This is a genomic window from Thaumasiovibrio clandestinus (genome assembly GCF_047250365.1).
Taxonomy (GTDB): Bacteria; Pseudomonadota; Gammaproteobacteria; order Enterobacterales; family Vibrionaceae; genus Thaumasiovibrio.
This window is the reverse complement of the sequence record NZ_JBLBVL010000017.1, coordinates 49,877-76,270: the sequence shown is the minus strand read 5'-3', so window position 1 is coordinate 76,270 and position 26,394 is coordinate 49,877. Positions and strand designations below refer to the sequence as shown.

Genomic DNA, 26,394 nt, shown 5'->3' with positions numbered 1-26,394 from the left:
AGATATCATGGGGAGCATTTGTTTATGCAATTGCCTAAATCAGCTTAGGAATGGCTCGAAGGTCGACTTGAACTCATCAGTTGATCTAGTTGTTTCTGAGCTTTCTTTGGGTTTTCTAGATCAACGACTTCTATCATTTCACACTCGTCCCGAACCATTTCGTTGATAAGGCTAGGGTAGTGGCGACAGTCCTCTGGTCGGTCGAGGTAAATACTGCATGTGTATTTGTCTTTTTCTTCTGGCTTTGCTTTCGGTGCTAGTTCTAGAAATGGACAGTGGTCTAATTGCTCTCTTGTTTCTGGGTTGAACCAGATCTTTCCATCTTTTACATACTCAAAGATATCTGGGTTAAATAGTTCCCACAGGTCTATCTCTTCCTGTGTGGCCGCTAAATCACCATTTCCATATTTTATGCAGCATTTTCCGCATTGGTTGCAGTCTTTCATGGTGTTTACTTTGGATTATGGGTTATTGATTGAGTCTATCATCAATAGTCAAAATAGCTCTGAATTTGCAGTGAGAATTTGCAAGTAGCAAACGACAAAGGCACGAATAAAATTCTTGCACTCAAGTGTGGTAGGTTTCTGTGAGGGAAAAGCTATGTCACTCTTTGGTTTTTTGGTGCTTACTTGACTGCTACATCAATAACATAAAACATAGATTAATGTAAAAAACGTAAGAGTCAGATACATAGATACAATGAAGCAAGTCTCAGAAGTTTATTATTCATGTGTTATCAAGGGTGTGCTTTGTTAAAGTTCTTTATTTTAGGAAAGATTAACACTGGGGAACTAAATATATGCCTTTGGCAAATAACAAGACTATTGTACATGTAAAGCGTATTAAACAACTAGGTGAAACCACTTTAGGAAAACTGACTATAGAAGGAAAGAACAAAAGCTGGTTTGTATTAGAACCAGCGGGGCCAGATTCAATAGTAGAAGGGTCTGATAAAAGGATAAAAGCAGGAACTTATAAATTATTACCCTATAGTTCGCCTAAATATCCTAATGTGTATGGATTACAAAATGTTCCAGGAAGGTCATTTATACTTATGCATTCAGGGAATTATCATGAAGATACACTTGGATGCTTAATGCCAGGGAAAATGTGGGGGAGTGTAGGTGATAAGCATTATTACGTTGGTAATAGTAAAGCGGCACTAAAAGAGATTTTCTCCGAAATCTCCAATCACACAGATGTTCAAATAACAATCACTAACAAGATTGAGGAGTAGCATATGTTCAAAAAGAAGCTATTCTTGTTTGTGTTTATTATAGTTACAATGCCGATTTTAGCTGCCACACCAAGGATGACCCTAAACCACAAATGGATGATTGATAATTATCAATCAATAGAAGCCACGTTAAGTAATGGTGAACAGGTATCAGTTATACCCGTCATAAACACATTAGTAGATATTTGGTTAAACCGCGATGGGGCTGTTTCTGGTGAGGTCTCTCCTTTAATTGTACTTGCACTAATAAATAATGCTGAGCCTACCCTGATACTACTATCTGAGAATCCAGATTCATTTAGTCGTTGGCTAAACGAGCTTGATGGCATGGTGTTCACAGACTATACAGGAACTGAATTTGAAAAGCTTAATAATTTAAAAATTCAAGCGATTGAATCAATGAGAGCTTACTCGAAGTATGGAAGATCCGAACTGGTTTTATTTGTACACCAGTTAATTGAACAGCTTGAGAGCATATCGGTTCGAACAGTAGATTAGTCACGTGTGAAAAGCGAACAAAAGTATCAAGCTGACGCGTTTAACTCAGTATTTGTGGTATGAAGCCCGCGCGCTTGGCGAATTACCGTGGCGCAATTTATATTCGACTTTAGCCTGGTGGAGGGAAGTTTTGTATGGAATACGCTCAAGAGTACACAAAAAAAGAGAAAATTATTCGACTTACAGTATTCACTCTTTTGGGGTTGGCTGTAATAACGTGCCACAAGCTTTGGTTTTTACCTTTGGTGGCAGATTTTGGAGAACGGCCTCACTGCTATGACTTTTTTGGGTTGAATGGCGCTGATTATGTGTGGCATTTAATGTTTATTTGTTTGCCATTTTCGCTCTTTATTGTAGTGATTTTTATGCTACCGATTGGTGTTTCAGGATTAAAGGAGGGTCGTTTCCCTCCAAAATCAATGAAAGTGTATAAACCGACAATTGTCAAACGAGGTGCTACTGCATACTTCAAGTCAGGGGTCCTTATTCTGGCGCCGGTTATAGCCTTACTATGTACAATATGGGGGTGGCATCAAGTAGACAACATGCCTCCACTTGATAAGCAAAAGTTAAGCACGCATTTATGCCAAAGCCATATAAGCAATTAAGGCAGATTGGCAACGTATGGCATTTCCTTTAAATACGTACAAATAAGGATTGAACGCTGTGAAGCCAGCGCTAATCCCAATGCCTGAACAAGCTTATAAGCGTATTGGTTTTAGTGAAGTTGCAGTAGCTGAATATCCAGAGTTTCTTCAAGAACGTTGCGCGAAGTATCGCAGTTTAGGCTACTCGATCGTAACCATGCGACGTGAAAACTCGCATAGCCAATCTACATAGATTCCCTTGGTTGCCAAATATTCGCTATTGTTGCTAATAACTTAGCACGAGAGATATACTAGTGATGGAACCCCCTTCGTTCGCCAGTGGCAGGTTTCTTCGAGGGGACTCCATGTCATTCGTATGTATCGGCACCCAATAGGAATCAAGTTGAACAATTATTTTGAAAGCCCCTTTGTGGGTAAGTCTCTAAAAGAACAAGTGACAAATCCAAATATTATAGTGGGTGAGCACAGTTACTATTCTGGCTATTATCATAATCATAGTTTTGATGATTGTGCGCGTTATTTGCTCGCTGATAGGACCGATATTGATAAGCTAATCATTGGTAGTTACTGTTCAATAGGCTCTGGGGCAGTGTTTATGATGGCTGGTAATCAAGGGCATCAAAATACTTGGGTCAGCACGTTTCCTTTTTTCTACCAAGATAATGAAAACTTTGCAGATGCTAAAGATGGTTTTGAGCGTTCGGGTGATACGGTTATTGGTAATGATGTGTGGATTGGCACTGAAGCCATGATTATGAGTGGCGTCTCTGTCGGAGATGGGGCCATTATCGCAAGCCGCGCAGTCGTTACTAAGGATGTTGCACCATATTCAATCGTCGGTTCGAACCCAGCAAAGCATATACGTTATAGGTTCACTGAAACTGAAATCTCTCAGCTGTTAGAGATGAAATGGTGGGATTGGAGTGATGAACAAATTAAGGGTGCTATGGGCTTAATATGCTCTTCAAATATCGCAGGACTTTATAATTATTGGAAAACGTTAGTACGCTTATAGCAAGCCCATTATCCTGACTTTGTAACGCGTGGCTGTTTACGCCTGATCAGCTTTTGTGATTGCGGCTAAATGCTGAACCATCGTATTGCGTTAAGGCATAAGTTAATTGGGTGTTATATTGGCAATGAGGTGTTTTATGTTTACAGTGGAAGTTGATAGTGAATTGAAATTGGCACTTATTGAGCCATCTTTTGCTAGGAAGTACTTTGAACTTGTATCAAAGGAAGAAAAGTATTTATCTCAATGGCTTGCTTGGCCACTTCACGCAAAGTCTGAAGATTTCTTTTTACGTTTTGTGCGTAAATCGTTAATTGATTATGCTGAAGGTAAAGGGATGGTTTGCGCTATGATTTACCAAGGTGAGTTGGTTGGCAACGTCAGTTTCAATACGATTAATCATAACTTAAAAATGGCTGAAATTGGTTACTGGCTGAGTGAGTCTTACCAAGGTAATGGCATTGTTACTCGTGCCGTTTCTAAGTTAATCGAGATTGCTTTCTCTGATTTACAACTTGAGAAAATTCAGATAGCAGCGGGCGAGAATAACTTGCCAAGCCGCAAGGTTTGTGAGCGTTTGGGGATGAAATTAGAAGGTATCATTTCTAACCGTGAAAACCTGAATGGTCGTATTATTAGCCACGCTATTTATGGCTTACCAAAGCGTGGTTGAGGTCAAAGGGGGAGCCAATGCCATTCGTTAGGTTTGTTATCGAAGAAAGGAGGTTAGTTTGCTTATTCGTTTAATGACTGAAAAGGATTTACTAGGTGCTGCTCTAGTTCATAAGTCTGCTTTTGTAAGACAAAATTACTCGAATGAATGGCTTGCGTGCAATTTGAATGCTTTCCCACGTTACTTGATCTATGTTGCTGAAATAGACAACGAAATAGTCGGGTACATTATTTGGGTTCAAAAAAGTGGTTTTCGCCCCGAAGCTGTTTTAGAGTTAGAACAATTGGCCGTTATGCCGAATTTTCAAGGAAAGGGGATTGGGCGAAAACTCATTATTGAGTCATTGCCTCAGGTAAAAAATCAACTTGCTCTTAAGCATTCAACGTTGAAGCACGTGTTGGTTACCACAAGAGCTGATAACTACGCGCAAGAATTATACAAAAGCACCCTAGGTGCTGAAGTCGAAATAACGATTTCTGACTTGTATTCCGCTGATGAAGTGATGATGATCGCTCGAAATATAGGCGTAAAAACTTAACAAGCGCCATGTTTTTGGAAGGTAAAATGGAATTTACGAGTGCTAGTGCGACTCATTTTGAAGCAATCGCTAAACTGGTGTCTTCTCCTGAGGAGTTGTATTCAGTTTGCCCTTCAGGCTCTTATCCGTGGGATTATGAGCAAATCTGTAAAATTTCTAAAGTGAGGTCTAATTTAACAGTGTGCCTCGTCGATAAGCAAGTTGTTGCCTTTGGGAATTTATATAACATCAAGCCTTCGGAAAGCGCTTTTATCGGTAATGTCGTCGTGTCTGACGCATACAAAGGCAAAGGGGTTGGACGAGCCCTTATTGAGCACCTGAGTTTGCAGTGCTCCGAGGTTTATCAGGCTGTACCACATTTGTCAGTATTCAATTATAACACGCGAGCTTTGCTGCTTTATACTAAGCTTGGTTTCGAACCCTATAGCGCAGAGCCTCGAATTTCGCACGATGGTGAAATGGTTGTTTTGCTACACATGAAAAAAAGTTCCTAATAGATAAAGTGTGACATCGTCACCCCAATGTTGTCACGGTGACCCTTTAAGTGTGGCAGGTTTCTATGAGGGTGCGCCGATGATATTCGCTATGTTCATTAAGAGTAAAATGAAAATTCAATACCGGGCATTAGTGCCAAAAGATAGCTCGCTCTATCGACAAGTGCGATTGACTAGCTTGTTATTACACCCTGAATGTTTTGGTTCTGATTATCAAGAGCAAGCAATATTACCCAAACTGTACTTTGAAACAATGATCGAAGAAAATAGTCAGGAAAATATCATGCTGGGTGCATTCTTTGGCCGTGAATTGATCGGCTTGTGTGGCCTAAAAGCAGTATCAACTGAAGCTGCAGAAATAGTTCAAATGTACGTAGACTCAAGTTATCGAGGGAATAATATCGGTGTTAACTTAGTCTCATTGGCTAAAGATTATGCAGTGTCTCGCCTTGAAGTGAGTAAACTAATGCTTGTGGTATATACCGAGAATATTAGTGCAATTAATGCTTATGAAAAGGCAGGCTTTCAAATAGATAAGCGGGAATCAGGCGGTAATGAAGGTGAGTTGTATATGACCTTCGTAACCCAAACATAGCGAAGAAGGACGAAACGGTGAAAAGCGAACAGGGAAATCGTATGTGCGCTTCGGTTTATCGCCGCTCAGAACAGAGCGGCAATATCGACGGTTTAACTTAAAAATCCCAATGTTTTTTGGTTGAAGTTTGCTAGGTTAGGGAAGAGGCTTTCAAGTGAATCTGTTGGTGCGCCAAACCAGCTTGCTAGTGTCGCGGCGACTTGATCGGCGGAGGTGGTTGGGATCATGCGGCCATTGTTGTTGATAGACCAGTTGCCATCATGGATTAAGTCGGGCATATCACCGTAATATTGACCGCCGATCACGGCGTCCCCCATAACCAGTTCATGCCCAGCCCAACCGTGGGCAGTTCCTGTTCCATTGGTCAGTTGCGACCGCCCAAAATCAGACATCGTAAAGGTGGTGACATTACTGCCGAGCCCAGACGCATCTAGCTCGCTTTGGAACGCAGCTAAGGCCTCTGCGAGTTCTTGGTATAAACGCTGGTGAGCTATCAGTTGGTTGTTATGGGTGTCATACCCGCCTTGAACGACATAGAATACTTGCCTCTGTTGATTTAGCGCCGCATTACCTTTAAGCACTTTGGCGACCAAAGATAAGTTATTGGCCAGTGATGAACTAGGAAATGCCGTGGTCAGTTCTGCTTCTAACAGTGGGTCTAGCTGAGCGCCCGATGACAGCATCTGTTGTTTAATGAGATTTATTTGTTGCCTAAACAGATTCGTACGTTCAACAACCATATCATTCCTGAAGGCCTGCTCAAGGCCTTCAGCCAAACCAAACGCGTTGATATTGGCACTTTCTGACAACAATACTTGTTGGTAGCTGTTCGATAGCAAAAAGTTAGTTTCCTCACCGGTACTGTAGCTGGGGCTGAAATCATAAATGGGGCTTGCCAAAGTATCTAGCAAGCGTCCTGCCCATCCCGTGTTGATCTCTCCTCCAATAAAGCCGTTGCGTTTGGCTGATTGCATATCTGCATGAGAGCCAAGGCGCGAAATTGACGGAACGGTTTTGTTTTCGAATGCGGCTCTATCGCCGGCAGAGATTAAGTTACCTGTATTGATGATGGCGGTCATTTTACCTTGTGCGAATAAATCAGCCAGGGGGCTAAGCGCTGGGTGGGCACCAAAGGCTAGATCCCCGTTTAAGGCTAAATTCACGAGTTGGCTTTTGTCGATTGCCAGTGCCCCTTTAGCAGCACTGTACTCATCATAACGCGCGGAGAGGGTTGGGATTAGCATATTGTGTGAATCGTTTCCACCTGCTAGAAATATACACACTAACGCTTTATAGTCACCGCCAGCGGCCATGGCTAAGTTACGCATGCCAACACCAGTTGATAACGAAAGCATACCTGCGGTTGCGAGAGACTTTTTAAGAAATTCACGTCTTTTCATTATCTTTACTCCTGTATCAGGTATTCAGGTGAGGTAACGGTCTGCCAGATCATTCCTTTGCATCGAATACGCCCATTGCTTGGACCAATTGAATCGGTGTACTGGCGGTAGGTAGCAAGCATGGTATTACTGATAGGCTGGTGGTAGAAAGTTTGCTCGAGGTAGGCCATTTGTTCTTCGAAATTGGAAACGTGGCTGATGTCATAGCAACCAGAGATATCGACCTTATTTTTCTCATTAATTTCCGGAGCATCATAGTTCTTATTCTGACTAATCACGGAATGCAGAGTGTTACTCAATCCCTTGAAAGATGCAGCATTAAGAACAGTAAATTCAGGTGCAAATAGGTTGCTATCTTTCAGATTCCCGTCTGGTACGTCTTCAGGCCGGTAATAATTGAAGACAGATGGGGAGCCGAGAGGAATTTGACCATAAGCATCGGCCGTGTTGATATCTTGGTAAATTCCATCGATGTTACCTCGCATCGACATAGCTCGGGCCAGATTGGTCATGACAATCAGTGGTTCTTTCACTTTAAACGCTTCACCATTTCTGGCTTCTTCATCACTTAATATGGCTTTTGCGACCATGGCCAAGTCACCTCGAACGCCCTCACCATTATTTCGAAAAATATTGGCCACTCGTGTGATGTAATTAGGTGACGGGTTCGATTTTACCAAGCGCTGAATAAGGATCCGGCTGACAAAAGCTGGTGTGTTGGGGTGATTAAATAAGATGTCGATAGCGAGATTTAGGTCTTGCTCTGCAGACTTACCACTTGTGAAAGTGATCCCCATGACTTGCTTACTGCCACTATCATGGCGATGCTCATTGGGCTGCAAAGGTGCATACAGTTCACCGTTACTTAGGTCGTCCCAGTCAGTATTGTTTGCTAGGTGCCAGCCAGTTAGCACCCGTGAAAATTCACCGATATCGGCTTCAGTGTAGGTGGCGACTGGAGCACCTGAAGCATTCAAAAATGGCGAACCATCAGGTTTAAGCTCATCAAGTCCGATAGTGAACAACTGCATCAATTCCCTTGGGTAGTTCTCATTGGGGCGAATGCCTTCGAACGGGTTTTGTTGTTGGCTGCCTATTGATGTTAAGTAGTAGCCCATTGCTGGATGACGTGATATATCGAGGAGCAAGTCGCGGTAGTTTCCCAATGCATATTTGATGAGAAGATCGTAGTAGTCAACCAACAGCTTAGGGTGCTGACTAAGGGTAGCATCCTTCTCTGATACCACAAGGATCTGACTGAGGGCAAAAGCCATGCGTTGTCGGAGTTGATCCGGTGCATTGATACTTCGATCCCACCAGACCCGATAACGGGTTGTGGCTGAATCATCTTCGCCGTAGGCGAGGTAGTCTTCATAACGAGGAAGGTGATAGCTTGGATCGGTGTTGACTTGTTCGGTAAACCAATACTCAAACCCTTGCTCTACCAGTTGAGCAGGTTCTGAAGGCGTGGGACCAAATGTCGCTTGAAATAACAAAGATGCAGCAGCCTGCTCGGTGGAGAGGTTAACATCACGAATGATTTGAGGCGAGGTTTGTACATCTATTCGTGGGTAGATGAGATCGCCAGAACCATTCCCTCTGGGCTCGACTATCCAAGTAAAGGGACCTAACGAACTGCTCTCTATGCCATCTGTCACGGTGAAGGTGACGTCCGGGTAATAGCCTTCAGAGCCAAGCGGTGGCATACGATCGACTGAAGGCTTTGCCCAGAAGATACCATTGCGGTTAACCCGAATGAAATCGGGTAAGTTTTCAGTTGACCATGTCAGGGTTCCTTCACCATCGTAGGTGACTGGAATTGTCCAGCGGTATATTTCGCCAACAATGCCTCTTGGCGGTTGAGTATCTGAGGGAATTTCCAGTATTGCGTAGCTTGGTGCTGATAGGGCGATGGGAACGGCTATCCATAACCATAGGCTTATTTTTAAAAGTTGCATGATTGACTCCTTTATTGGTTGTCAATATTAGTATTAGCAGGCATTTTGAGGGAGGCAGGGTTGTTTAATCGATGCTGTGAATATCTGTGCAAAGAGTCACATGTGTCACACTGGCTCAGTGTCATATTGTGGAGAGATCGTTATAAAAACACGCGTCGCGATGGAAGGGGCAGGATCACAGAATGACAAAAAGGAGCTATATAAGCTCCTTTTATCAAACATTTTTCACTAAAGTGAAATCAGCTTAGATCTTTACAACGTTAGCTGCTTGAAGACCTTTCTGGCCTTGTTCAGTCTCAAAAGAAACTTTTTGGCCTTCAGCCAATGTTTTGAAACCGTCACCCGTAATCGCACGGAAATGTACGAATACGTCTGCACCGCCATTATCCTGAGTGATAAAACCAAAACCTTTTTCTTCGTTAAACCACTTAACGGTACCTGTTGCTTTAGACATGATGTCTCCTGATTACATTCCTATACTAACTACTGTTTGGCATAATTTTGTATTTGTATGCCAAGCAGTGCTGTCTCCTAATGCGTTGCTGAGTGGACAATATAGAAAAGTTTCTTCAGGTTACATGCTAAGCAGTGTTACTAGATTTGTAGAAATTTTACATATTGCTTCATTCGAGCTCAGCATCGAGCTACAAGACCATATTAGGTGGAGTTGAACATTAAAGCAACACTCTTACTATAAACAGAGGGTCAAACTGTGATGTTCTGCAGGTAAGGCTATAAAAATAAGCATTTTTTTCATAAATAGTAAGGTTAAATAAACGTTAATTTTGTCAGTTAAAGCAAAATGATTTCCGCTAGTGGTAAGTTTTTGATATAAACACTGTTGTTAATCGATAAGGGTTTACCCAAGGAATAAAATATGAACACCATTTTAGACTTCGTTCGCAAGACACGCCGTAAGAATAAGTTAAAGCGCGAGATTTTAGATAACGATAGAAAAATCAGAGATAACCGTAAGCGTGTAGAGCTGTTGGAGAACCTGTTAGAGTACATTAAGCCGACAATGACTGTTGAAGAAGTACAGGTGATTATCGAAAACATGAAAGGCGATTATGAAGATCGTGTTGACGACCATATCATTATCAGTGCCGAGTTGTCTAAAGAACGTCGCGAAATTAGTAAAGCAATCAAAGAGTTTAAGCGTAACGATTTGGTTGAGATGAAGAAAATCCAAGACAACTTAGAAGCGAAGTAGTTGTTAATATACGAATAACTCACGAATAAATAGCCACCATTAGCGTGGCTTTATTTTTGCGTTTTAGGCAGGACATCTTCGCTCAAACAGTACAGTGAGGGGGTGTAACGGAAATTTCTAAAGGCGGCTTGATGCTCTCTGGTCGAGGATTTATCGAACTTACCTGCCCATGCAGACACGCGTTGATCCGTTATCCACAGATTAAGCATGACTTTTAATTTGCTGTCACTGGCCGAAGGGGTAGGGTCACCACTACGATTAGCGACTGTTTTAACCACATCGCCGTCAACCATCCAACTGATGTGATCCTTTTGCCAGTTAATGGCGTAGCGATGAAAGTCGAGAGATGCATCGAAAGGTAATGGGATGAGTTCTGCATGTTCGTTGACGTAGCGATCATCATTTGTCCAATAGTTAATTTGCATAACCTTGGTATCATAACCGAGAAACTCTATATCAATTTCATTGTGCTTGCCATTGCCATCGTCAGGTGCGTCATGCGGGCCTGCGAATAAAAAAAATGCGGTCACAACGCCATCCGCTAAGATTGGACGAAGCTCTATTTCGTAGCATCCATATCCATAAAAATGATGACTCCTCAATTCACCAGATTGATATTCTAGTACGCTGTTATAGTTGATCGAATCGCTTGAGAGGGTGATTGTCATCCCCTGCTCTGAAAAGGAAATGGCTTCTCCAGCCCAACGATTATCAAACGGAAAGCCATTGGCCCACCCATCGGACTTCCAAAATCGTTGCTCATCTAATGTGGTTAAGGCGTCATTTACCGACTCTGTCATACCTGCCCCTTGAATGAGAAATCCTAGTAGCAGTAGGATTGGTTGAGTGCGCATTGTGGTGCTTTGTTAGTCAAGTTTCATATTAAAGTGTAGGAGGAAACATTGGATTTGCTGTGCCTGATTGTTAGGGATGTGTTGTAAGGCAGAGCGCTACTCGTACGTGACTGAATTAACAACGGTTAATGGTGTGTAATTTCTATATTTGTACCACAGTGACTGCAAGACTAGGGAATTCGTATTGATATTGAACGTTGTATTGGGTGCACCATTTGCATATGTGCCAGTTGGGATCGCCCTATAGGGGAGACAATTGTTGATAACCGTTTCTAGTAACTGATTAGAGAAGGGATCATCTGGATATAATACGGCCATGCCTAAAGCGATTTTATTACTGAAAATTGCCGGATTAGAGATAGGCTTTCCGCCAGGCGCAATGCTAAGCCACGGCTTGCCATAGTAGTAGATATTGTTATAAGAGAACCAGGGCGCGACATTCATGGCGTCTTCAGCGAAAACCCATAGTTGTTGCTCTTCGTTTGATTTCTCTTTTTGCAGAGCATAGAGCACATCAAGTTGGTCCCACCACTGATTTCTCTCGCCGATCTCTATGGCATTAAGCACATAAGGATCGGTTGTAAAGTAGGGCAGGTTCCGATTATCAATCAATAGTGAATGCCCTTCAATGCTAATGGGCAATGTAAACTGTGGGTCAAACGCTGTACTCACATCATAGCCGAGCAGTTGGTATCCCTGAGCAGCGTATTGAAGATAACCGAGACGCCCTTCTTGGCGATAGATTTGTTTAGTGTTGGTTTTTAGCTCACCATGCAAATCGTGTTCAAAAATAGCCTCGTCGAGTTGCCAGTATTGATAGATAGCCGAAATGTCAGGTTTAAAAAAAGGCTTATGCTTGGCGAGTATTTCAAGCCAGATAATTAATCGGCCAATATCCAGTGCCGACCAGCCATTACCATTTGTTTTCGTGTTGCTGTAGCGTCCAGATGGCTCTCCTGTACGCGTGTTGTATTCTCGGTTAGGTAGGCGATCGTCATATAACGTAATGTTAGATAATGTGTTCAACGTAACATTGAGTTGCTTATTTGCTTCTTCGTTTGATATTAAGTTTAAACCTTCTAATGAAAGAAGGGCTGCAATACCACTAGCAACATCCCACATGGTGCTGTAGTGATAGCCTTGAACTGAATCAAAGAGTCCGGTTTGTTGATTCCAATTTACATCAAAGTAGTGTTTAGCTTTTTTGGCGAGCAGCATCTCTTCACGCGTGAGATCTACAGGAGATAGTATTAGGTTTTTATGCTGGTGGTTAGTACTGTGTTTACGTTGGTTTTGTGTTTTCTCTAAGAGATCTTCGCCAACAATAACTTCATTTTCTACGGATAACGGTTTAATTTCAACAATTGGAGGTGCTATGGCCCTACGTTGAAACTCAATAACCGGCGGAGCACTATCATGACTAGGAACAATGCTCCTTTCGCCATAAAAACTGGGAGCTTCATCTTGTTTGGGGGCTTCATCTTGTTGTAATGGGTCTTGCGCATTTGGCTCTGTAATGAGGTCGGCATTAGCCAGCAACTTGAAGCTGCAGAAAAAAAAGAAAAACGCTAATTTTATTTTGTTGTTGATAATAAGCATTTTTTCGAATTAAAGACCAAGTAATAAGCGCATGATATTAAAGGTATAAACCAAATGTATGCATAATACAAACAATCCAGTTTTCTAAAGCGTGGTTTTAATCATGCTTTTTATGTAAAGCGCAGAAAACTGACTTAATCCCCCTCCATTGCCTGAAAAAACGACCACCTCTTCTATACTTAATAGGCAAATATTCGTATTGGAGGGGCTGTGCTCAAACATATTGTATTATCCGCTTTACAGAACTGCCGGCGTGACATGGTATTCGTTGTTCTTTTTAGTATTGCGATTAACTTTTTAGTACTGACACTGCCTTTATACTCCCTGCAATTGTTTGATAGGGTGTTAGGCAGTGGCAGTATCGATACGTTAGTGTCTCTTTTTGTGCTAGCCGTTGGTTTATTAACCGCTCAGTCTGTTATTGAACATATCCGAACACTGTTACTACAAAAAGCAGGCCTAAAGCTTGATGTTGCACTGAGTTCGCACATGTTAGCCGAGAGCATTCGTCAGTCCTCAATGCGTAATCGGGTTGAAAAGCGTGGATTACAAGACCTGACAGAACTAAGAAACTTTTTGGTCACACCTTCTACATCCGCGATTTTCGACATTCCTTGGGTTCCTATCTTCCTGGGGATTTTATTTGTATTACATCCGTCGATAGGAATGCTGGCTTTGGCGGGGAGTGCGATATTTTCAGTCTTGGCTGTAGTGATGATGTATACAGCAAGGCGGGCCAATGACGAGGCACAACAGCAGGGAATGCTGGTGGGTATGGAGCTAAACAATTACTTGAGAAATGCACCAACATTGCGCGCGATGGGAATGGCAGAGAGTATAGGGGCTCAATGGAGAAAGAAGAATTTAACGTTATTAAAACTGCAATGGAAAACCAACAATAAAACAGGTCAACTATTAGCCATTAGCCGTTATATTAGAGCTCTACTACAAGTATTGGTGATTACGCTTGGCGTAGTGCTTGTGTTAGATAATCAGATCGGTGCAGGCACAATTATTGCGAGCTCCATCATTATGGCGCGGGTCTTATCGCCTTTTGAGCAAGCAGTAAGTGGGTGGAAGGGTTGGTACAGTGCGTATCTTGCTTATCGCAGAATAAGTGCAATGGAAGAGAATAATGCGTTGGTTGTTAAAACCGCCCTGCCAATTCCAGCAGGAGAGCTGCTGTTAAAAAATGTCGGTTTAAAGTTTCTAGGGCAAGCCCACCCAGTTTTACAAGGTATTAGTTTCAAACTGGGAGCAGGCAATGCTTTAGCCATCCTTGGCAATAGTGGGTCTGGAAAGTCGACACTCGCTCAATTAATCATGGGTATTCATAAACCAACTACGGGGTCGATTAAAATTGATGGCGCAGGGATCGATCTCTGGCCTGAGCTGCAATTCGGCCAACATATTGGCTACCTGCCACAAGAGGTGGGACTGTTATCTGGAACTGTTGCGCAAAATATCTGCCGTTTTTCCGAGGCGGAGGATGAAGATATTGTACATGCGGCACGTTTAGCTTGTATTCATGAACTGATCGTCTCGCTTCCTCAAGGCTATGACACTTATATCGGCGAGGGAGGCATTCAGATTTCTGGCGGACAGAAGCAACGTATTGGTTTGGCAAGGGCTATTTTTTCTAATCCGAGCATGCTCGTTCTTGATGAGCCGAATTCAAACTTAGATCCTGAAGGGGAGGTGGCACTCTCCATCGTATTGCAATACTGCCGAGAAAATAAAATTACCGTGGTCATGATCAGTCATCGTCCAGGGTTCTTGAGACAAATGGACTGGGTCATTGTTTTAAAAGAAGGCAAAGTTGACAAAGCGGGAACCAGTGACAAGTTTATCGGGCTACTCGAAGAGGTGAATACAGAGCCGTCACGTTCAACGCCCCCACCTATTCCCAGCGTCAAAAAGCATGAAGGGATATAACGATGACACCTGAGAATTTTAACACTCGCTCATTAATTCTATTTGGGACGCTATTTATAGCGTTAACCGTTGGCGGATTTTTATTGTGGTCGATGACCCAGCCATTGAGCTCTGCTGCAATATCCTCGGGGCAATTGGTTGTTGAAACACAACGTAAAAAAATACAGCACTTAAAAGGCGGGTGGGTTAAATCAATCTTTGTTAAGGAAGGTCAGCATGTCGAACAAGGCGACCTTTTGGTGGAGTTATCGAATAGCACAGCAGAGGCAGATTTTCGTCGCTTAACGTTAAAAGCTGCCAGTTTACAAGCGGAGCATGATCGTATTAAAACCGAGTTGGATGAAGGGGCTGACATTACATGGCAAGACGATAGTGAACTGGTTATTGATATGCAAGATCAGATCAATATTCGAAGTGCACAAAAATTGCAGTTCCAACAGGCAGTATTGCGTAGAGAGTTAATGCAAAACCAATATCAACAACAAAAAATGCTGTTAGAAGAACGCTCTCGCGGGATTGGCTTTCAACTCAAAGCGGTTCAACGCCAGCTCTCACTGGTAAATCAAGAGATTGATATGACCGCCGGCCTACTGAAGAAAGGGTTTGTTTCGAAAACCAAGATGTTGGAGTTACAGCGTCACCAAGCGTCAGTTGATGCGCAAACTGCTGAGCTAACCGCAGAAGCCGAGGTGTTATTGCGTCAATTGGCCGCACTGGAACAGCAAAACGAAGCGGATAAAATTGAAGCGCAACAAGGGCTGTCTAATGCGTTAGCAGAGATCGAGCTTGAGTTACGGGATGTTAAACAAGCTTTGACTGCCGCATCGGATGTTCGAGCGAGGGTAACCATACGCAGTGAGCATACTGGCACGGTTGTTGGATTAAATGTGCATAGCATTGGGGGAGTGGTTAATGCTGGCGATGTGATTATGGAAATCGTTCCTGATAGTGATGATCTCATTGTTGAAGCCTTGGTGAAACCAGAAGATATTGATGTCGTGTTTGAAGGGTTGCCAGCACAAGTTAGGTTGAGTGCGTACAGTGTTCGCCGTATTCCTCCAGTAACGGGGGAAGTGGTGTATGTCGCTGCTGACCGATTGCAAAATGACGGAAAGGATGCGCCTTCTGGATATTTGGTTCGGGTGAAATTGGATCAAGCTGAATTATCCCTCCTGCCTAATGTAGCCCTCTACCCAGGAATGCCAGCGGAGGTGTTTATTTTGTTAGAGGAGAGAACGTTTTGGGATTACTTTACAGCCCCATTGTTTAATTCATATTACCGCTCATTCAGAGAGTCATAGGAGGATGGTGTGTCGATATCAATAGGGTTTTGGTTAGGTTTTTATTTCTGTTTTTTTGTTTGTTCAGCCTGGCTTGGTTATCGAAAAGGCAATTTTATTGCTGGCGTTTTATTGGGTTACGTATTGGGTCCTATTGGCGTTATCTTGATGTATTACAGTAAAGATAGGCGGCACATGTTATGTCCATATTGCCATCAACAAATAGAGAATACGTCGTATTTGTGCCCGAAGTGCCATGTTAAAGTCCGAGAATCTCAAGTCTAGTAGGGGTTTAAAATGGAAAGAAAAAGAATCACCAAATCTAAGAGCTTTCTAACACTCCCATTAGGTAAAGTGAAGATGACTGTTGGGTGCACGGTGGGGGTATTTTTTGTCTTACTGGGCGTGATAATTTGGCTTGCCGTGGCTAACAGTAACTACAATGATAGATTATTGACCCACTCCTTAATCTCGCAACAAGCGGCAGAAGAGCAACAAGCCCTCATAATGCAGCAAGAGATAAAAATCGCTGATCTTGAATTGGCTGTGAGTGATGCAGCGTTAATCATTGCACGAAAAAATGAACACTTGGCTGATGAGAGGGATGCGCTAGAACAGGTACAACAGGCGTTAGCCTCTGCTCAGGCTAAGCTTAAAAAGCAGGATCAGCGCATTGTGTCATTGAAAGCGAACTATCAGCGAAATTTGAAAAAACAGACAGAAACGCAGCGGTTGCAGTTAGCGCAGCAGCAAAATCAGCTGGATATGCAAAGAAGTAAGTTGAAAGCACAAGAAGAAGAGGTGTCGAAGAAAATATCTGCGGTTGATGAGTGGGAGCAGCGTAAAGAAGAGTTCGAAACGCTGTATGCAGAATCAGCAAGGCAAGCAAACAACGAGAAAAGAGTTAATCAGTTAATGACAAAGTTTGATCGGCTTCGGGTAGATTTAGATGTGATTAATGAATGCGATAAAGATTACCTCTATCGATACAATGAAGCGAAAAGTGTGCTGAGCCATATGCTGACTTTCATTCAGAAGTATGAAATGGAATCAGATTTCTATTTCTTTGTAATCTCTAATGATAGTGCTATTACCGCCCAGAATCGCAAGCTTTGTCTAAGAAACTAAGTAGGTTATCGTATTTGAAATAGTGTTATTGGTATAAAAGGAAGCCACTCAATGTTGAGTGGCTTTCGTTGATTTAAATATACGCGGTATGATTACAACTCAGAACCGTTAAATGAGATATCCTCTATATCGCTGTCACTCCAGATGGTCACTTCCTTGCCTTCAGTATTGGTAAAGGTGTAGCCATATAAGGAGTTAGTATCAATATTGCTCGCTTCGTAGGTCGCTTGTAGGTCATCTGCCATAGCTGGCGTAGCTTCAGCCATTTCCCAACCTTGGCCATCTAGATCGAGTTTATCCGCACCTGTAACAACAAATTGACTGCTGCTCTCTTCAGCGCTGCTATTGTATAGTACTTTGTCTAAGCCTACTTTTATCTGTGTGTCATTCGCCTCGACCACGACGCCTTCGAGTTCTTGGAAGGCAGTTTGTGTCATGTCGATCACCTGACCAGAGGGCTCCGCATCAACGGAAAGGATATCAACACCACTACCACCACTAAAATAGGCTGTAACACCGTCAGAGTTTTCAATCTCTTCGTTATCAAATATCAGCACATCATTGCCGCTACCACCATACAGTTGATCTAGGCCACTACCGCCGTCGAGGACATCATTACCCGATTGACCAAACAATATGTCGTCTTGATTGCCCCCACTGAGACTGTCGTCGCCATCACCTCCGTCTAACATATCGTTATTGTTGCCACCGAGTAGGGTGTCGTTACCGATACCACCGCTGAGGTTGTCGTCGCCACTACCGCCATCTAGCGTATCGTTACCTTCTGCGCCGTATAATGCGTCGGCACCAGCATCACCAAACAGCTTATCATTGCCTGTCTCACCAAATAGCGTATCGTCGTTGCCTCCTCCTCGTAGGGTATCGTTATCTGCTCCCCCGAATAAGGTATCATTACCGCCATCACCTTTGATGAAGTCAGCACCACTCTGGCCTGAAATAAGGTCGTCACCGGAACCACCGTAGATAGAATCGTTACCGTCGCCACCTTCAATCAGATCGGCGCCATCTTGGCCATACAAGCGATCGTTACCACTCCCGCCGTAGATCGTGTCGTCACCACTGCCAGCTTTTATCGTATCGGCGTCATCACCACCATCAATCAGATCGTTTCCGCTACCTGTCGTGATGGTATCGGCGCCATCGCCGGACGAAACCGTATTGTTTCCGTTTCCTAGAGTTATTTCGTCACTACCGCTACCAGTCTCGTTAACGGTATTATTACCATCTCCCGCGACAATAATGTCGTCGCCATCACCGCCATCGATAATGTTGTTACCGCTACCTGCATTGATGGTGTCATCGCCGAGGTTACCAAAAATATGGTCATCACCAGTAAAGGTCTCGATACGGTCGTTACCTGAACCTCCATCGACAGTATCTTGATCTACGCCGCCATAAATGGTGTCTTGGCCTGCTCCGCCATCAAGGGTGTTGGTACCACTGTGACCGTGTAACTCATCATCGCCATCACCACCGAGTAATGTATCACTGCCTTCACCAGCAAACAGTTTGTCGTTTCCATCACCGCCTTCTAGGGTATCGTTGCCAACACCACCTTCCAGTATGTCATCGCCTAATGCGCCTTGAAGGCGGTCGTTACCTGCACCGCCTTCGAGATAATCGTCGCCAGCACCAGCATTGATGGTGTCGTCGCCGTCGGCGCCAGAAAGGGTGTCTTGGCCACTTCCGGATATAACGTTATCTTTTCCAGTCCCTCCAAATAAGCGGTTTTCGCCTTCACCAAGGTTGATGGTGTTATTACCGGCTTCTCCGTAGACGATATCATCGCCATCGCCACTGTTTATGGTGTCGTTTCCATCGCCGGCAAAGAGAGTATCGTCGCCGCCAGCACTATTTATTGTATCGTTATCAGCACCGCCATAGAGGGTATCGCTGGCATCACTACCGATGAGCATGTCATTGCCTTCACCGCCATAGATTTGGTGGCTACCTGTTTCTGCTGCAATCAATGTATCATCACCCGCTTCGCCAAGAACAATATCACTACCATCATCCTCGATGGTGTCATTACCGGCACCACCTGCGAGGTAATCTGCACCTTGGCCGCCAATAAGTGTATCGTTACCACCACCACCAAACACGGCATCATCGCCATCACCAGCATGGATTGTATCGTTACCGCTGCCAGCATCTATGTGATCGTTGCCCTCACCAGCATCAATAAGATCGTGGCCATCACCACTGTATATTTCATCTTGCCCAGCTCCGGATTTAATGTCGTCGTTGTCGATACCACCATAGATGGTGTCGTCACCAAGTCCACTCGATAGGGTGTTTTGTCCTGAGTCAGCAAAGATGGTGTCATTACCATCGCCAGTTAGGACGGTATCATCGCCAGAGCCTGCAAAAACAAGATTATCCCCATCACCGGCCGATATTGTGTCATCACCATCACCGCCACTGAGGATGTCATCTTCACCTTGACTGATAAGGGTATCGTTGCCATCACCGCCATAAAGCTCGGAGCGTCCTAGTCCGCCATCGAGTCGATCATTACCCGCATCCCCGACGAGGATATCATCGCCGTCTTTACCATAAAGGGTGTCATCGCCACTGCCGCCAACAAGGACATCGTTACCAGCGCCACCATCAAGGTTGTCGTTGCTGCCACCACCCAGCAGGACATCGTCACCGCTTCCGCCGAGCAGTGTATCTTCACCGGATTCACCTTCGAGTGTATCGTTGCCAAGGCCACCGATGAGTGTGTCGTTATCATTGCCGCCCAGTAGATGGTCGTCTTCTTTAGACCCAGTGAGGTGATCGTCGCCATGTCCACCAAAGAGGGTAGAGGCGTTGCTACCTGCATCAATTGTGTCATTGCCGCCCTCACCATAAAGTTGGTTATTTCCGCTGATGCCTTTGATGATATCGTCACCTTCGCCAGCGAAGATTTTGTCATCGCCTGCGCCAGCATTTATCTCGTCAGCACCAGCGCCGGTATAAGCTTCATCGTTACCATCTCCGGTATAAACCGTGTCATCTCCGCCACCTGCAAATATTTTATCGTCGCCGTCGCCAGCGGAGAGGGTATTGTTACCATCTCCGGCATAGATAATGTCGTCGCCAGAGCCAGTGTTGATGTCGTCATGACCGCCTTCGGCATAAACTGTGTCGTTATCGTTACCGGTCGATATCCTATTATCGCCAGCACCTGCGTAAACGGTGTCTAAGCCATCGGCAGTATTAATGCTATCATCACCGTCGGCAGCGTAGACGGTATCGTCACCGGTGCCCGCCGTAATGGTATTATTTCCGGTTTCACCATAGATAGTATCGTTGCCGCTCCCAGCATCGATCGTATCATTACCATCCCCTGCGAAGATAAAGTCATCCCCATCACCCGCTGAGATGACATCATCGCCTTCATTTGCATGCAATGTATCGTTGCCTGCACCACCATCCAGTCGGTCATTGCCCGATCCTGCGAATAGGACATCGTCGCCACTGTCACCACTGAGGACATCATTCCCTTCACCGCCATGGAGTTCGTCGTGTCCATCGCCACCGGAGACAACATCATCGCCCAGCTCACCAAGGACCACATCGTTACCATCGCCGCCAGAAAGAGTGTCGTTGTCATCGCCACCTAATAGAAGATCATCGTCGGCACCACCAGAAATGTTGTCGTCTCCGCTACCACCCATGATGAAGTCGTTGCCGGCGTCGCCGGTTAAGTGATCATCACCGGCATCACCGTGAATTTCATCATTGCCATCACCACCTCGGACGACATCATTACCATCACCGCCAATGGCTATATCATCACCTTCAGCGCCATAAAGCTGATCATCACCGTCATCACCAATAATGACGTCGGCACCTTCACCGCCATATATGGTGTCGTTGCCTAACTCGCCGAGCAGGGTATCGTTACCAGCTCCGCCATAAAGTGTATCGTCGCCATCACTGCCAAGCAGCGTATCGACACCATCACCACCGAGCAGGGTATCGTTACCATTACCACCAATTAACGTATCGTCGCCTAATCCACCACTGAGATAGTCATCATTGATATCGCCATCAAGGAAGTCATTTCCCGCTCCACCGTCAATGGTGTCACTGCCTTGCTGACCAAAGATGACATCATCTCCTTCACCACCACTGATGATGTCATCATAGATGTTATTCGCAATGATGCTCGCCGATTCGATGTCATTTATCGGTTGCCCATTGCTGTCGATGAGTGAAAATGTTACCGCGGCATCGCCATTGAATTGCTGATTGCTATAGGTATAGTCAACAAGGATTTGGCCATTTTCATCGGTTTGTGCACTGACTCTGTCAACTTCATTACCATTTTCATCCATAAGGATTAAAGTAATGTCGCCATGATTTTGTTGTGTAGTGAACTTAATATTAATGGAACCATTGTCGTCAACGAGGTAATTTCCTAGTCGAGCACTGTGTGTTGGGTTCTCTTTTTCTTCGGCCGTTGCTTCATATTGGTAAACGGTCTGCGCATTGCCCCATGTATCTGTCTCAGCGGGAGCACTAGGCTCTTCCGTGTCATTGCCATATTCGAGATCACCGAAAATGGTGTCATTGCCTTGCGCGCCTGATATTGTGTCACTCCCTTCACCACCGACAACAAAATCATCGCCTTCTTTCGCCAAGACTTCATCATTTCCGGCTAGCGCATCAATGTTGTCGTCGCTGTCTGTTCCAATGATTTTATCGTCATTCTTAGTACTTTCCATTTTGGCACCTCGCATATATGAAGCATTAACGATTAGGGTATGGGCTCTCTTTACGGAACTGCTATAAAGATGCCAAAGGCAGGCTGCCGAGCATCACACTTAAGAATAGCTAAATATCAGGGCGTTTAGGTAAGATTTATCGGCACTGTTCAGGGGGAGGTATTGCTGAAATTAGTGCTAGAAACTGAAAGAGTAAGCGATGGTAATGGCGCCGTCTTTAAAGCGGCCGGTTCCATCTGCACGATCAGCGCTGCGCCATCGATTACCCGAGTAGTTGTTGTATTGGACGGTAATGGTACCTGGGCGCCAGTCAAAATAGCCAAAACCATAGGTATAGTCGGGATTCCAAGGTTGTTTCTGTTTGCTGTCGAGGTAATAAAAAGCGGTTCCATTCACATACCAGTTACCAAAGAGGGCGTACTTGCATCCAAGGCTGATGGTTTGATGCCCTTTCATATAACTGGTACTCGCTAAATCAAAAAATTCGGGTGTGTAGTTGAAATCGATTTGGCACCCAATAGCTCCTTCATCGGTAAAGGTGAGCCAACTTGAAACGGGATCAACAATGGGGAACTTCCACCCAAAAGACCATGTGCCTTGGTCAAAATAGGTGACTTTTTGATCGTCAGTAGACTTGAACCTATTCCCGCCATAGTTGGCATACATTAAGCTGAATGTGTAGGGACGCCAGTCGCTGTAGCCAAAGACATAGGTGAAATCAGGGTTCCAAGGTTGCTGTTGGTTTTTATCGTGGTAGTAATATAGTGTTCCAGAAATAAACCAATTGCCGAGCAGCGTATATTTTAGTGATAGGGTTGATGTAATGTTGGTATTGGTCGGCCCTGATTTTGCTGTCGGTGGGATATTGGCAGCGACCGTATCTAGCAGTGGATAGCCTAAACCTAAGTTACCACTTAAGCCATGCAATAATCCCTTGTCGGCGTTTTTTTCCCACTCTTCAAACGGTATTGCGAAAGAGCTTTTCACCCCTTTCCAGATCAGTTCACTTTCTTCTTCTTTCTTGTCTATGCCGTCTAATGGTGTAGTTGTACCTGCGGTAAAGGCGGGAGAGACAGGTTCGGGCGCGTGTTTTCGAGATTCACTTAAGTACTCACTGGCCACGGTAAAGTTAGGCCAACAAGCAATGATAAGCACGTATTTTGCACACATTAAAGCAGACGTGAGATTGTTACGACTTATTGTTTTTATAGTTAATTGATGGGTTGTTATCATAAATTTAAAAAATAGATCCAGATAGTTGGCATAGTTAGTAATGATTACTAGACTGATTGTATAGGTAACATGTTGAATATTTGAGATTCACTCTTCAATGTGTGACAGATTTTGTGTTTTGAGGCATTTGTTTGGTGCTGAGTGGTGTCTTGGGTAGGAAAAATGAAAAAAATACTCCTCGTAGAAGATGACAAGTCAGTCAGGTTTTTAATGAAAATGGTACTGACCAAACGCGGCTACGATGTATCGACAGCCGAGCATGGAAAAGATGCATTAAACGTTTTAGCGAGTGACTCGGACATTCAGATGGTACTCAGTGATTGGATGATGCCAATCATGGATGGCATTGAGCTGTGTAGTCACATTAAGTCCGGTGAATTTGATCGGTATGTATTTTTTGTTTTGTTATCTGGAAAGAATGATAAGCAATCGATTGTTGAAGGTATTAATGTCGGTGCAGACGACTTCATTAATAAGGATACCCATGTTGATGAACTGCAAGCTAGAGTAGAAGCGGGCTTTAGAACGCTAGGGCTACACAATGAAATTTTGAATAAAAAAAGAGAACTCGATAGCGCCTATGCTGTGATTCAAAAAGATCTGGAATCAGCAGGTGAGATGGTGCGACGCCTGTTGCCCAAGCAGAAAAAATTAACCGGCGTTGAGTTGAGTTATGTCTCGATACCCAGTGCGCAAATTGGCGGAGATATGTTGGGCTACATGCAGCTCGATGAAGATCACATTGGGTATTACCTGCTCGATGTGGCAGGTCATGGTGTGGCTTCTGCATTAATGTCTTTTTCAGTTCAACAAAGTATTAGTAAAGAGTCAGGCAAAGGCGCGATTGTAAAATCCTTAACAGATACGCCACCTTACTATCGAATCAATGAACCTCATGAAGTACTGAAACAACTCAATGATCTTTACCTAGGTAATGATCAAAACTTGCTGTATTTCACGATGGTATATGCCGTGCTAAATATCCGTACCGGTAAATTGGCGTTTTCAGTGGGTGGGCATCCGCCTTTGGTTTGGTTACATAGTCAGAAAGGTGATGCTGAATTTATTGGTCAAGATAGCTTTGTTGTCGGTGCTTTTGATTTTGTTGAGTATGAAACGGCATATATTCAGCTTGAGCCAGGTGACAAAATATGGATGTACTCCGATGGCATTACGGAAGCTGAAAAGGATAAAGAGCAATTTTCTGAAGAGGGGTTTAAGCAAGCGGTGGTTGACCTAAAAGCACAACCGACAGAAGTACAAACAGAGCTATTGGTAAATAGAGTTCGTAATTGGCAAGAAAGTAAACACTTTGACGATGATGTCAGTGTATTAGTAGTTGAATGGACAGGTTACCCTGAAGGAGAAAAACCATGCAATACGAGATTATCAACCAAGGTCAATGCACAATTCTTCAAATAAGAGAAGATCGTTTTGACGCTAAATTGGCTCCAGAATTTCGTCAAGAAGTAGAGAACATGGCGGAATCGATTAGTGCACATTTTGTGATGGATTTATCTGATGTTCGATTTATGGATAGCAGTGGCCTTGGTGCAGTGATGGCTGTCTATAAGTTGCTACGAGGAAAAAAAATTAGCTTAGTGAATCCTCAGCGTCCTGTTAAAGAGCTACTTAAGTTAACTCGAATGGATAAGCTAATAGAGAGCTTTGACACGATAGAGGATGCGGTGGCGGCTATCGCATAACTTGTTGGGGGTGAGATATGAAAGGAATGATCCTAGCTGCTGGTAAAGGGACGCGCGTAAGACCCATTACACATGTTATTCCAAAGCCAATGATTCCAATACTGGGTAAACCTGTTATGGAATCAATGATAGAACTATTTGGTTCGCATGGTGTTGATAAGATAGTCGTCAATACGAGTCACCTTGCTGATGTTATTGAAAACTACTTTGGTGATGGACATCATTTTAATGTGCAACTTTCGTTTTCATATGAAGGCGAGGTTGTCGACGGTCAATTTGTCAGCAAAGCACTTGGCTCTGCTGGTGGCATGCGTAAAATCCAAGACTTCTCTGGATTTTTTGATGATACCTTTGTTGTTGTTTGTGGTGATGCATGGATTGACTTAAATATTTCCGAAGCGGTTAGACGACATAAAGAAAATGGCGGCATCGCAACGATAGTCACAAAAAATGTCAGTATAGAGGAGGTCAGTAAATACGGTGTGGTCGTTTCAGATGACTACGGTAAGGTATTAAATTTCCAAGAGAAACCTTCAATTGAAGAAGCGCTGTCTACTGAAATTAATACTGGAATATATATTTTTGAACCGGCTATTTTTGAATTTATTCCTAAAGATCAAGAATATGATATCGGCAGTGAACTCTTCCCCCACTTAGTCGATATGGGCATTGCCTTTCATGCGACAAAGATGGATTTTCAGTGGCTAGATGTGGGCAATATTAGTGATATATGGGAAGTGACGAGTGACATAATGTACGGTAAAGTTCCGGGTTATCCTATTCCGGGCACACAAGTAAAACCGGGCGTTTGGGTAGGAATAAATACCTCGATAGACTTTGAGAATAGCAAGATTATTGCGCCCGTTATCGTGAGTAGTGGGGTGGAGATTCAAGCTGGTGCTGTGATTGAAGGGCCTGCACTTATTGGCGCGAATTGTAAGATAGAGTCGGGTGCGGTTATTAAGCGTAGCATTATTGGTGAGTATATTCATGTTACACCAGAAGCGTATGTCGACAATAAAACCGTGTTTGGTGATTACTTTATCAGTCATGATGGATATACACAGTCGTTAGAAGAGCTCGGAGCTGTACATATTTTGAAAGATCGCAGACAAAATCAACCGCTTGTTAATGGTGTAAGTAATATTGCCTCATACGTATCACCACTTGAAACCGAAGTTGAAACTCAACAAGTGAACGACTTAGTGCGTGAGTGAGGAAATTACCATGCAAACGGTAACAGAGAGGTTTAGTAAAAAATATCAAAGCTCTGCTGATGTGTCGCGCATCATTGCTGAAGATGTCCAACAATATTTGCAAGAGCATGCAGTATCTGAACAGGTTATCTCTGAGCTTGAATTATGTTTGGTAGAAATTGTCAATAACGCTTATGAACATGCATATAAGTACCATGACAATATGCCGATAGAGTGTTCGTGTTTTATAAACGGGTCGAATGAACTGGTATTTGAGGTATCAGATTACGGCGAGTCAATGACAGAAATTGAGTTTGAACGAGCAGTGAGTGCCGATTTTATTGAGCCCGATCCGGAAGACCCCTCGACATGGACGACGTCAGGGCGGGGATTTATTATTGTCGCACAATTGACTGATGACCTTAAATATACGCAAGGGAAGGAAAAGAACACCTTTAAATTCCTGAAAAGAAATATTAATTGAACGATATTTCGAGG

25 protein-coding genes are annotated in these 26,394 nt (G+C 43.7%); 17 read left to right on the top strand and 8 right to left on the bottom strand.

The window, feature by feature from the left end; translation table 11 throughout:
• Window positions 1-44: 44 nt before the first annotated feature.
• Complete coding sequence (locus ACKLNH_RS17280) at window positions 45-446, bottom strand: YkgJ family cysteine cluster protein (RefSeq protein WP_413113507.1); 402 nt, start codon at window positions 444-446, stop codon at window positions 45-47.
• A gap of 353 nt (window positions 447-799) precedes the next feature.
• Here ACKLNH_RS17280 and ACKLNH_RS17275 point away from each other — a divergent pair, with 353 nt between their 5' ends.
• From ACKLNH_RS17275 to ACKLNH_RS17235, 9 genes are all read left to right on the top strand, one after another.
• Entirely contained in the window at window positions 800-1,237 is a 438-nt protein-coding gene (locus ACKLNH_RS17275; RefSeq protein ID WP_413113506.1) for a DUF5675 family protein, read from the top strand.
• A 3-nt stretch (window positions 1,238-1,240) separates the two neighbouring features.
• Entirely contained in the window at window positions 1,241-1,735 is a 495-nt protein-coding gene (locus tag ACKLNH_RS17270) for a hypothetical protein (RefSeq protein WP_413113505.1), read from the top strand.
• A gap of 134 nt (window positions 1,736-1,869) precedes the next feature.
• The gene (locus ACKLNH_RS17265) at window positions 1,870-2,343 is read left to right on the top strand and encodes a hypothetical protein (protein WP_413113504.1); all 474 of its coding nucleotides are present in this window, start codon (window positions 1,870-1,872) and stop codon (window positions 2,341-2,343) included.
• Between the two features lie 58 nt (window positions 2,344-2,401).
• Entirely contained in the window at window positions 2,402-2,575 is a 174-nt protein-coding gene (locus ACKLNH_RS17260) for a hypothetical protein (RefSeq protein ID WP_413113503.1), read from the top strand.
• 150 nt (window positions 2,576-2,725) lie between these two features.
• Window positions 2,726-3,358, top strand: coding sequence for a type B chloramphenicol O-acetyltransferase (gene catB, locus ACKLNH_RS17255; protein ID WP_413113502.1), 633 nt, complete (start codon window positions 2,726-2,728; stop codon window positions 3,356-3,358).
• A 136-nt stretch (window positions 3,359-3,494) separates the two neighbouring features.
• Window positions 3,495-4,028 (top strand): GNAT family N-acetyltransferase, encoded by a 534-nt coding sequence (locus ACKLNH_RS17250; RefSeq protein ID WP_413113501.1) that lies wholly within the window; start codon window positions 3,495-3,497, stop codon window positions 4,026-4,028.
• Between the two features lie 73 nt (window positions 4,029-4,101).
• A complete protein-coding gene (locus ACKLNH_RS17245) occupies window positions 4,102-4,566 on the top strand; it encodes a GNAT family N-acetyltransferase (RefSeq protein ID WP_413113516.1) in 465 nt (154 codons plus the stop codon).
• Window positions 4,567-4,592: 26 nt separating this feature from the next.
• Window positions 4,593-5,060 (top strand): GNAT family N-acetyltransferase, encoded by a 468-nt coding sequence (locus ACKLNH_RS17240; RefSeq protein WP_413113500.1) that lies wholly within the window; start codon window positions 4,593-4,595, stop codon window positions 5,058-5,060.
• 109 nt (window positions 5,061-5,169) lie between these two features.
• Window positions 5,170-5,655 carry a GNAT family N-acetyltransferase gene (locus ACKLNH_RS17235; RefSeq protein WP_413113499.1) on the top strand — a complete coding sequence of 162 codons (486 nt, stop codon included), beginning with the start codon at window positions 5,170-5,172 and terminating at the stop codon, window positions 5,653-5,655.
• Window positions 5,656-5,747: 92 nt separating this feature from the next.
• On the opposite strand, the gene ACKLNH_RS17230 is transcribed toward ACKLNH_RS17235, so the two are convergent.
• The 3 genes from ACKLNH_RS17230 to cspE form a co-directional block, all read right to left on the bottom strand.
• Window positions 5,748-7,055, bottom strand: a complete 1,308-nt coding sequence (locus tag ACKLNH_RS17230; RefSeq protein ID WP_413113498.1) for a DUF1501 domain-containing protein — start codon at window positions 7,053-7,055, stop codon at window positions 5,748-5,750.
• Between the two features lie 5 nt (window positions 7,056-7,060).
• Window positions 7,061-9,013, bottom strand: a complete 1,953-nt coding sequence (locus ACKLNH_RS17225; protein WP_413113497.1) for a DUF1800 domain-containing protein — start codon at window positions 9,011-9,013, stop codon at window positions 7,061-7,063.
• 244 nt (window positions 9,014-9,257) lie between these two features.
• Window positions 9,258-9,467, bottom strand: a complete 210-nt coding sequence (gene cspE / locus ACKLNH_RS17220; RefSeq protein ID WP_413113496.1) for a transcription antiterminator/RNA stability regulator CspE — start codon at window positions 9,465-9,467, stop codon at window positions 9,258-9,260.
• A gap of 423 nt (window positions 9,468-9,890) precedes the next feature.
• On the opposite strand from cspE, the gene ACKLNH_RS17215 reads away from it, so the two are divergent.
• Entirely contained in the window at window positions 9,891-10,226 is a 336-nt protein-coding gene (locus tag ACKLNH_RS17215; protein WP_413113495.1) for a DUF496 family protein, read from the top strand.
• A gap of 50 nt (window positions 10,227-10,276) precedes the next feature.
• Here the strand turns inward: ACKLNH_RS17215 and ACKLNH_RS17210 are convergent, their stop codons facing one another.
• Both ACKLNH_RS17210 and ACKLNH_RS17205 read right to left on the bottom strand, forming a co-directional pair.
• A complete protein-coding gene (locus ACKLNH_RS17210) occupies window positions 10,277-11,026 on the bottom strand; it encodes a family 16 glycosylhydrolase (protein WP_413113494.1) in 750 nt (249 codons plus the stop codon).
• Window positions 11,027-11,176: 150 nt separating this feature from the next.
• Window positions 11,177-12,619 carry a DUF3131 domain-containing protein gene (locus ACKLNH_RS17205; RefSeq protein WP_413113493.1) on the bottom strand — a complete coding sequence of 481 codons (1,443 nt, stop codon included), beginning with the start codon at window positions 12,617-12,619 and terminating at the stop codon, window positions 11,177-11,179.
• A 270-nt stretch (window positions 12,620-12,889) separates the two neighbouring features.
• Between ACKLNH_RS17205 and ACKLNH_RS17200 the strand changes: the two genes are divergently transcribed.
• From ACKLNH_RS17200 to ACKLNH_RS17190, 3 genes are all read left to right on the top strand, one after another.
• A complete protein-coding gene (locus ACKLNH_RS17200; RefSeq protein WP_413113492.1) occupies window positions 12,890-14,614 on the top strand; it encodes a type I secretion system permease/ATPase in 1,725 nt (574 codons plus the stop codon).
• 2 nt (window positions 14,615-14,616) lie between these two features.
• Entirely contained in the window at window positions 14,617-15,915 is a 1,299-nt protein-coding gene (locus ACKLNH_RS17195; RefSeq protein WP_413113491.1) for an HlyD family type I secretion periplasmic adaptor subunit, read from the top strand.
• 276 nt (window positions 15,916-16,191) lie between these two features.
• Entirely contained in the window at window positions 16,192-17,022 is an 831-nt protein-coding gene (locus tag ACKLNH_RS17190; RefSeq protein ID WP_413113490.1) for a hypothetical protein, read from the top strand.
• Between the two features lie 92 nt (window positions 17,023-17,114).
• Here ACKLNH_RS17190 and ACKLNH_RS17185 read toward each other — a convergent pair whose 3' ends face one another.
• Entirely contained in the window at window positions 17,115-21,761 is a 4,647-nt protein-coding gene (locus tag ACKLNH_RS17185; protein ID WP_413113489.1) for a beta strand repeat-containing protein, read from the bottom strand.
• 177 nt (window positions 21,762-21,938) lie between these two features.
• On the bottom strand, window positions 21,939-22,931 hold the full coding sequence (locus ACKLNH_RS17180; protein WP_413113488.1) for a hypothetical protein: 993 nt from the start codon (window positions 22,929-22,931) through the stop codon (window positions 21,939-21,941).
• A 225-nt stretch (window positions 22,932-23,156) separates the two neighbouring features.
• Between ACKLNH_RS17180 and ACKLNH_RS17175 the strand changes: the two genes are divergently transcribed.
• The 4 genes from ACKLNH_RS17175 to ACKLNH_RS17160 are packed head-to-tail and all read left to right on the top strand — an operon-like array spanning window position 23,157 to window position 26,380.
• Window positions 23,157-24,416, top strand: a complete 1,260-nt coding sequence (locus ACKLNH_RS17175; protein ID WP_413113487.1) for a SpoIIE family protein phosphatase — start codon at window positions 23,157-23,159, stop codon at window positions 24,414-24,416.
• Window positions 24,368-24,700, top strand: coding sequence for an STAS domain-containing protein (locus tag ACKLNH_RS17170; protein ID WP_413113486.1), 333 nt, complete (start codon window positions 24,368-24,370; stop codon window positions 24,698-24,700). The genes ACKLNH_RS17175 and ACKLNH_RS17170 overlap by 49 nt, the downstream gene beginning before the upstream one ends.
• Window positions 24,701-24,717: 17 nt before the next feature.
• Entirely contained in the window at window positions 24,718-25,917 is a 1,200-nt protein-coding gene (locus ACKLNH_RS17165; protein ID WP_413113485.1) for a nucleotidyltransferase family protein, read from the top strand.
• A 10-nt stretch (window positions 25,918-25,927) separates the two neighbouring features.
• Entirely contained in the window at window positions 25,928-26,380 is a 453-nt protein-coding gene (locus tag ACKLNH_RS17160) for an ATP-binding protein (protein WP_413113484.1), read from the top strand.
• Window positions 26,381-26,394: the final 14 nt, after the last annotated feature.

Coding starts and splice junctions, on each gene's coding strand:
- ACKLNH_RS17280 (WP_413113507.1), bottom strand. CDS start 446: ATGAAAGACTGCAACCAATGCGGAAAATGCTGCATAAAATATGGAAAT.
- ACKLNH_RS17275 (WP_413113506.1), top strand. CDS start 800: ATGCCTTTGGCAAATAACAAGACTATTGTACATGTAAAGCGTATTAAA.
- ACKLNH_RS17270 (WP_413113505.1), top strand. CDS start 1,241: ATGTTCAAAAAGAAGCTATTCTTGTTTGTGTTTATTATAGTTACAATG.
- ACKLNH_RS17265 (WP_413113504.1), top strand. CDS start 1,870: ATGGAATACGCTCAAGAGTACACAAAAAAAGAGAAAATTATTCGACTT.
- ACKLNH_RS17250 (WP_413113501.1), top strand. CDS start 3,495: ATGTTTACAGTGGAAGTTGATAGTGAATTGAAATTGGCACTTATTGAG.
- ACKLNH_RS17245 (WP_413113516.1), top strand. CDS start 4,102: ATGACTGAAAAGGATTTACTAGGTGCTGCTCTAGTTCATAAGTCTGCT.
- ACKLNH_RS17240 (WP_413113500.1), top strand. CDS start 4,593: ATGGAATTTACGAGTGCTAGTGCGACTCATTTTGAAGCAATCGCTAAA.
- ACKLNH_RS17235 (WP_413113499.1), top strand. CDS start 5,170: ATGAAAATTCAATACCGGGCATTAGTGCCAAAAGATAGCTCGCTCTAT.
- ACKLNH_RS17230 (WP_413113498.1), bottom strand. CDS start 7,055: ATGAAAAGACGTGAATTTCTTAAAAAGTCTCTCGCAACCGCAGGTATG.
- ACKLNH_RS17225 (WP_413113497.1), bottom strand. CDS start 9,013: ATGCAACTTTTAAAAATAAGCCTATGGTTATGGATAGCCGTTCCCATC.
- cspE (WP_413113496.1), bottom strand. CDS start 9,467: ATGTCTAAAGCAACAGGTACCGTTAAGTGGTTTAACGAAGAAAAAGGT.
- ACKLNH_RS17215 (WP_413113495.1), top strand. CDS start 9,891: ATGAACACCATTTTAGACTTCGTTCGCAAGACACGCCGTAAGAATAAG.
- ACKLNH_RS17210 (WP_413113494.1), bottom strand. CDS start 11,026: ATGACAGAGTCGGTAAATGACGCCTTAACCACATTAGATGAGCAACGA.
- ACKLNH_RS17195 (WP_413113491.1), top strand. CDS start 14,617: ATGACACCTGAGAATTTTAACACTCGCTCATTAATTCTATTTGGGACG.
- ACKLNH_RS17190 (WP_413113490.1), top strand. CDS start 16,192: ATGGAAAGAAAAAGAATCACCAAATCTAAGAGCTTTCTAACACTCCCA.
- ACKLNH_RS17185 (WP_413113489.1), bottom strand. CDS start 21,761: ATGGAAAGTACTAAGAATGACGATAAAATCATTGGAACAGACAGCGAC.
- ACKLNH_RS17180 (WP_413113488.1), bottom strand. CDS start 22,931: ATGTGTGCAAAATACGTGCTTATCATTGCTTGTTGGCCTAACTTTACC.
- ACKLNH_RS17175 (WP_413113487.1), top strand. CDS start 23,157: ATGAAAAAAATACTCCTCGTAGAAGATGACAAGTCAGTCAGGTTTTTA.
- ACKLNH_RS17170 (WP_413113486.1), top strand. CDS start 24,368: ATGCAATACGAGATTATCAACCAAGGTCAATGCACAATTCTTCAAATA.
- ACKLNH_RS17165 (WP_413113485.1), top strand. CDS start 24,718: ATGAAAGGAATGATCCTAGCTGCTGGTAAAGGGACGCGCGTAAGACCC.
- ACKLNH_RS17160 (WP_413113484.1), top strand. CDS start 25,928: ATGCAAACGGTAACAGAGAGGTTTAGTAAAAAATATCAAAGCTCTGCT.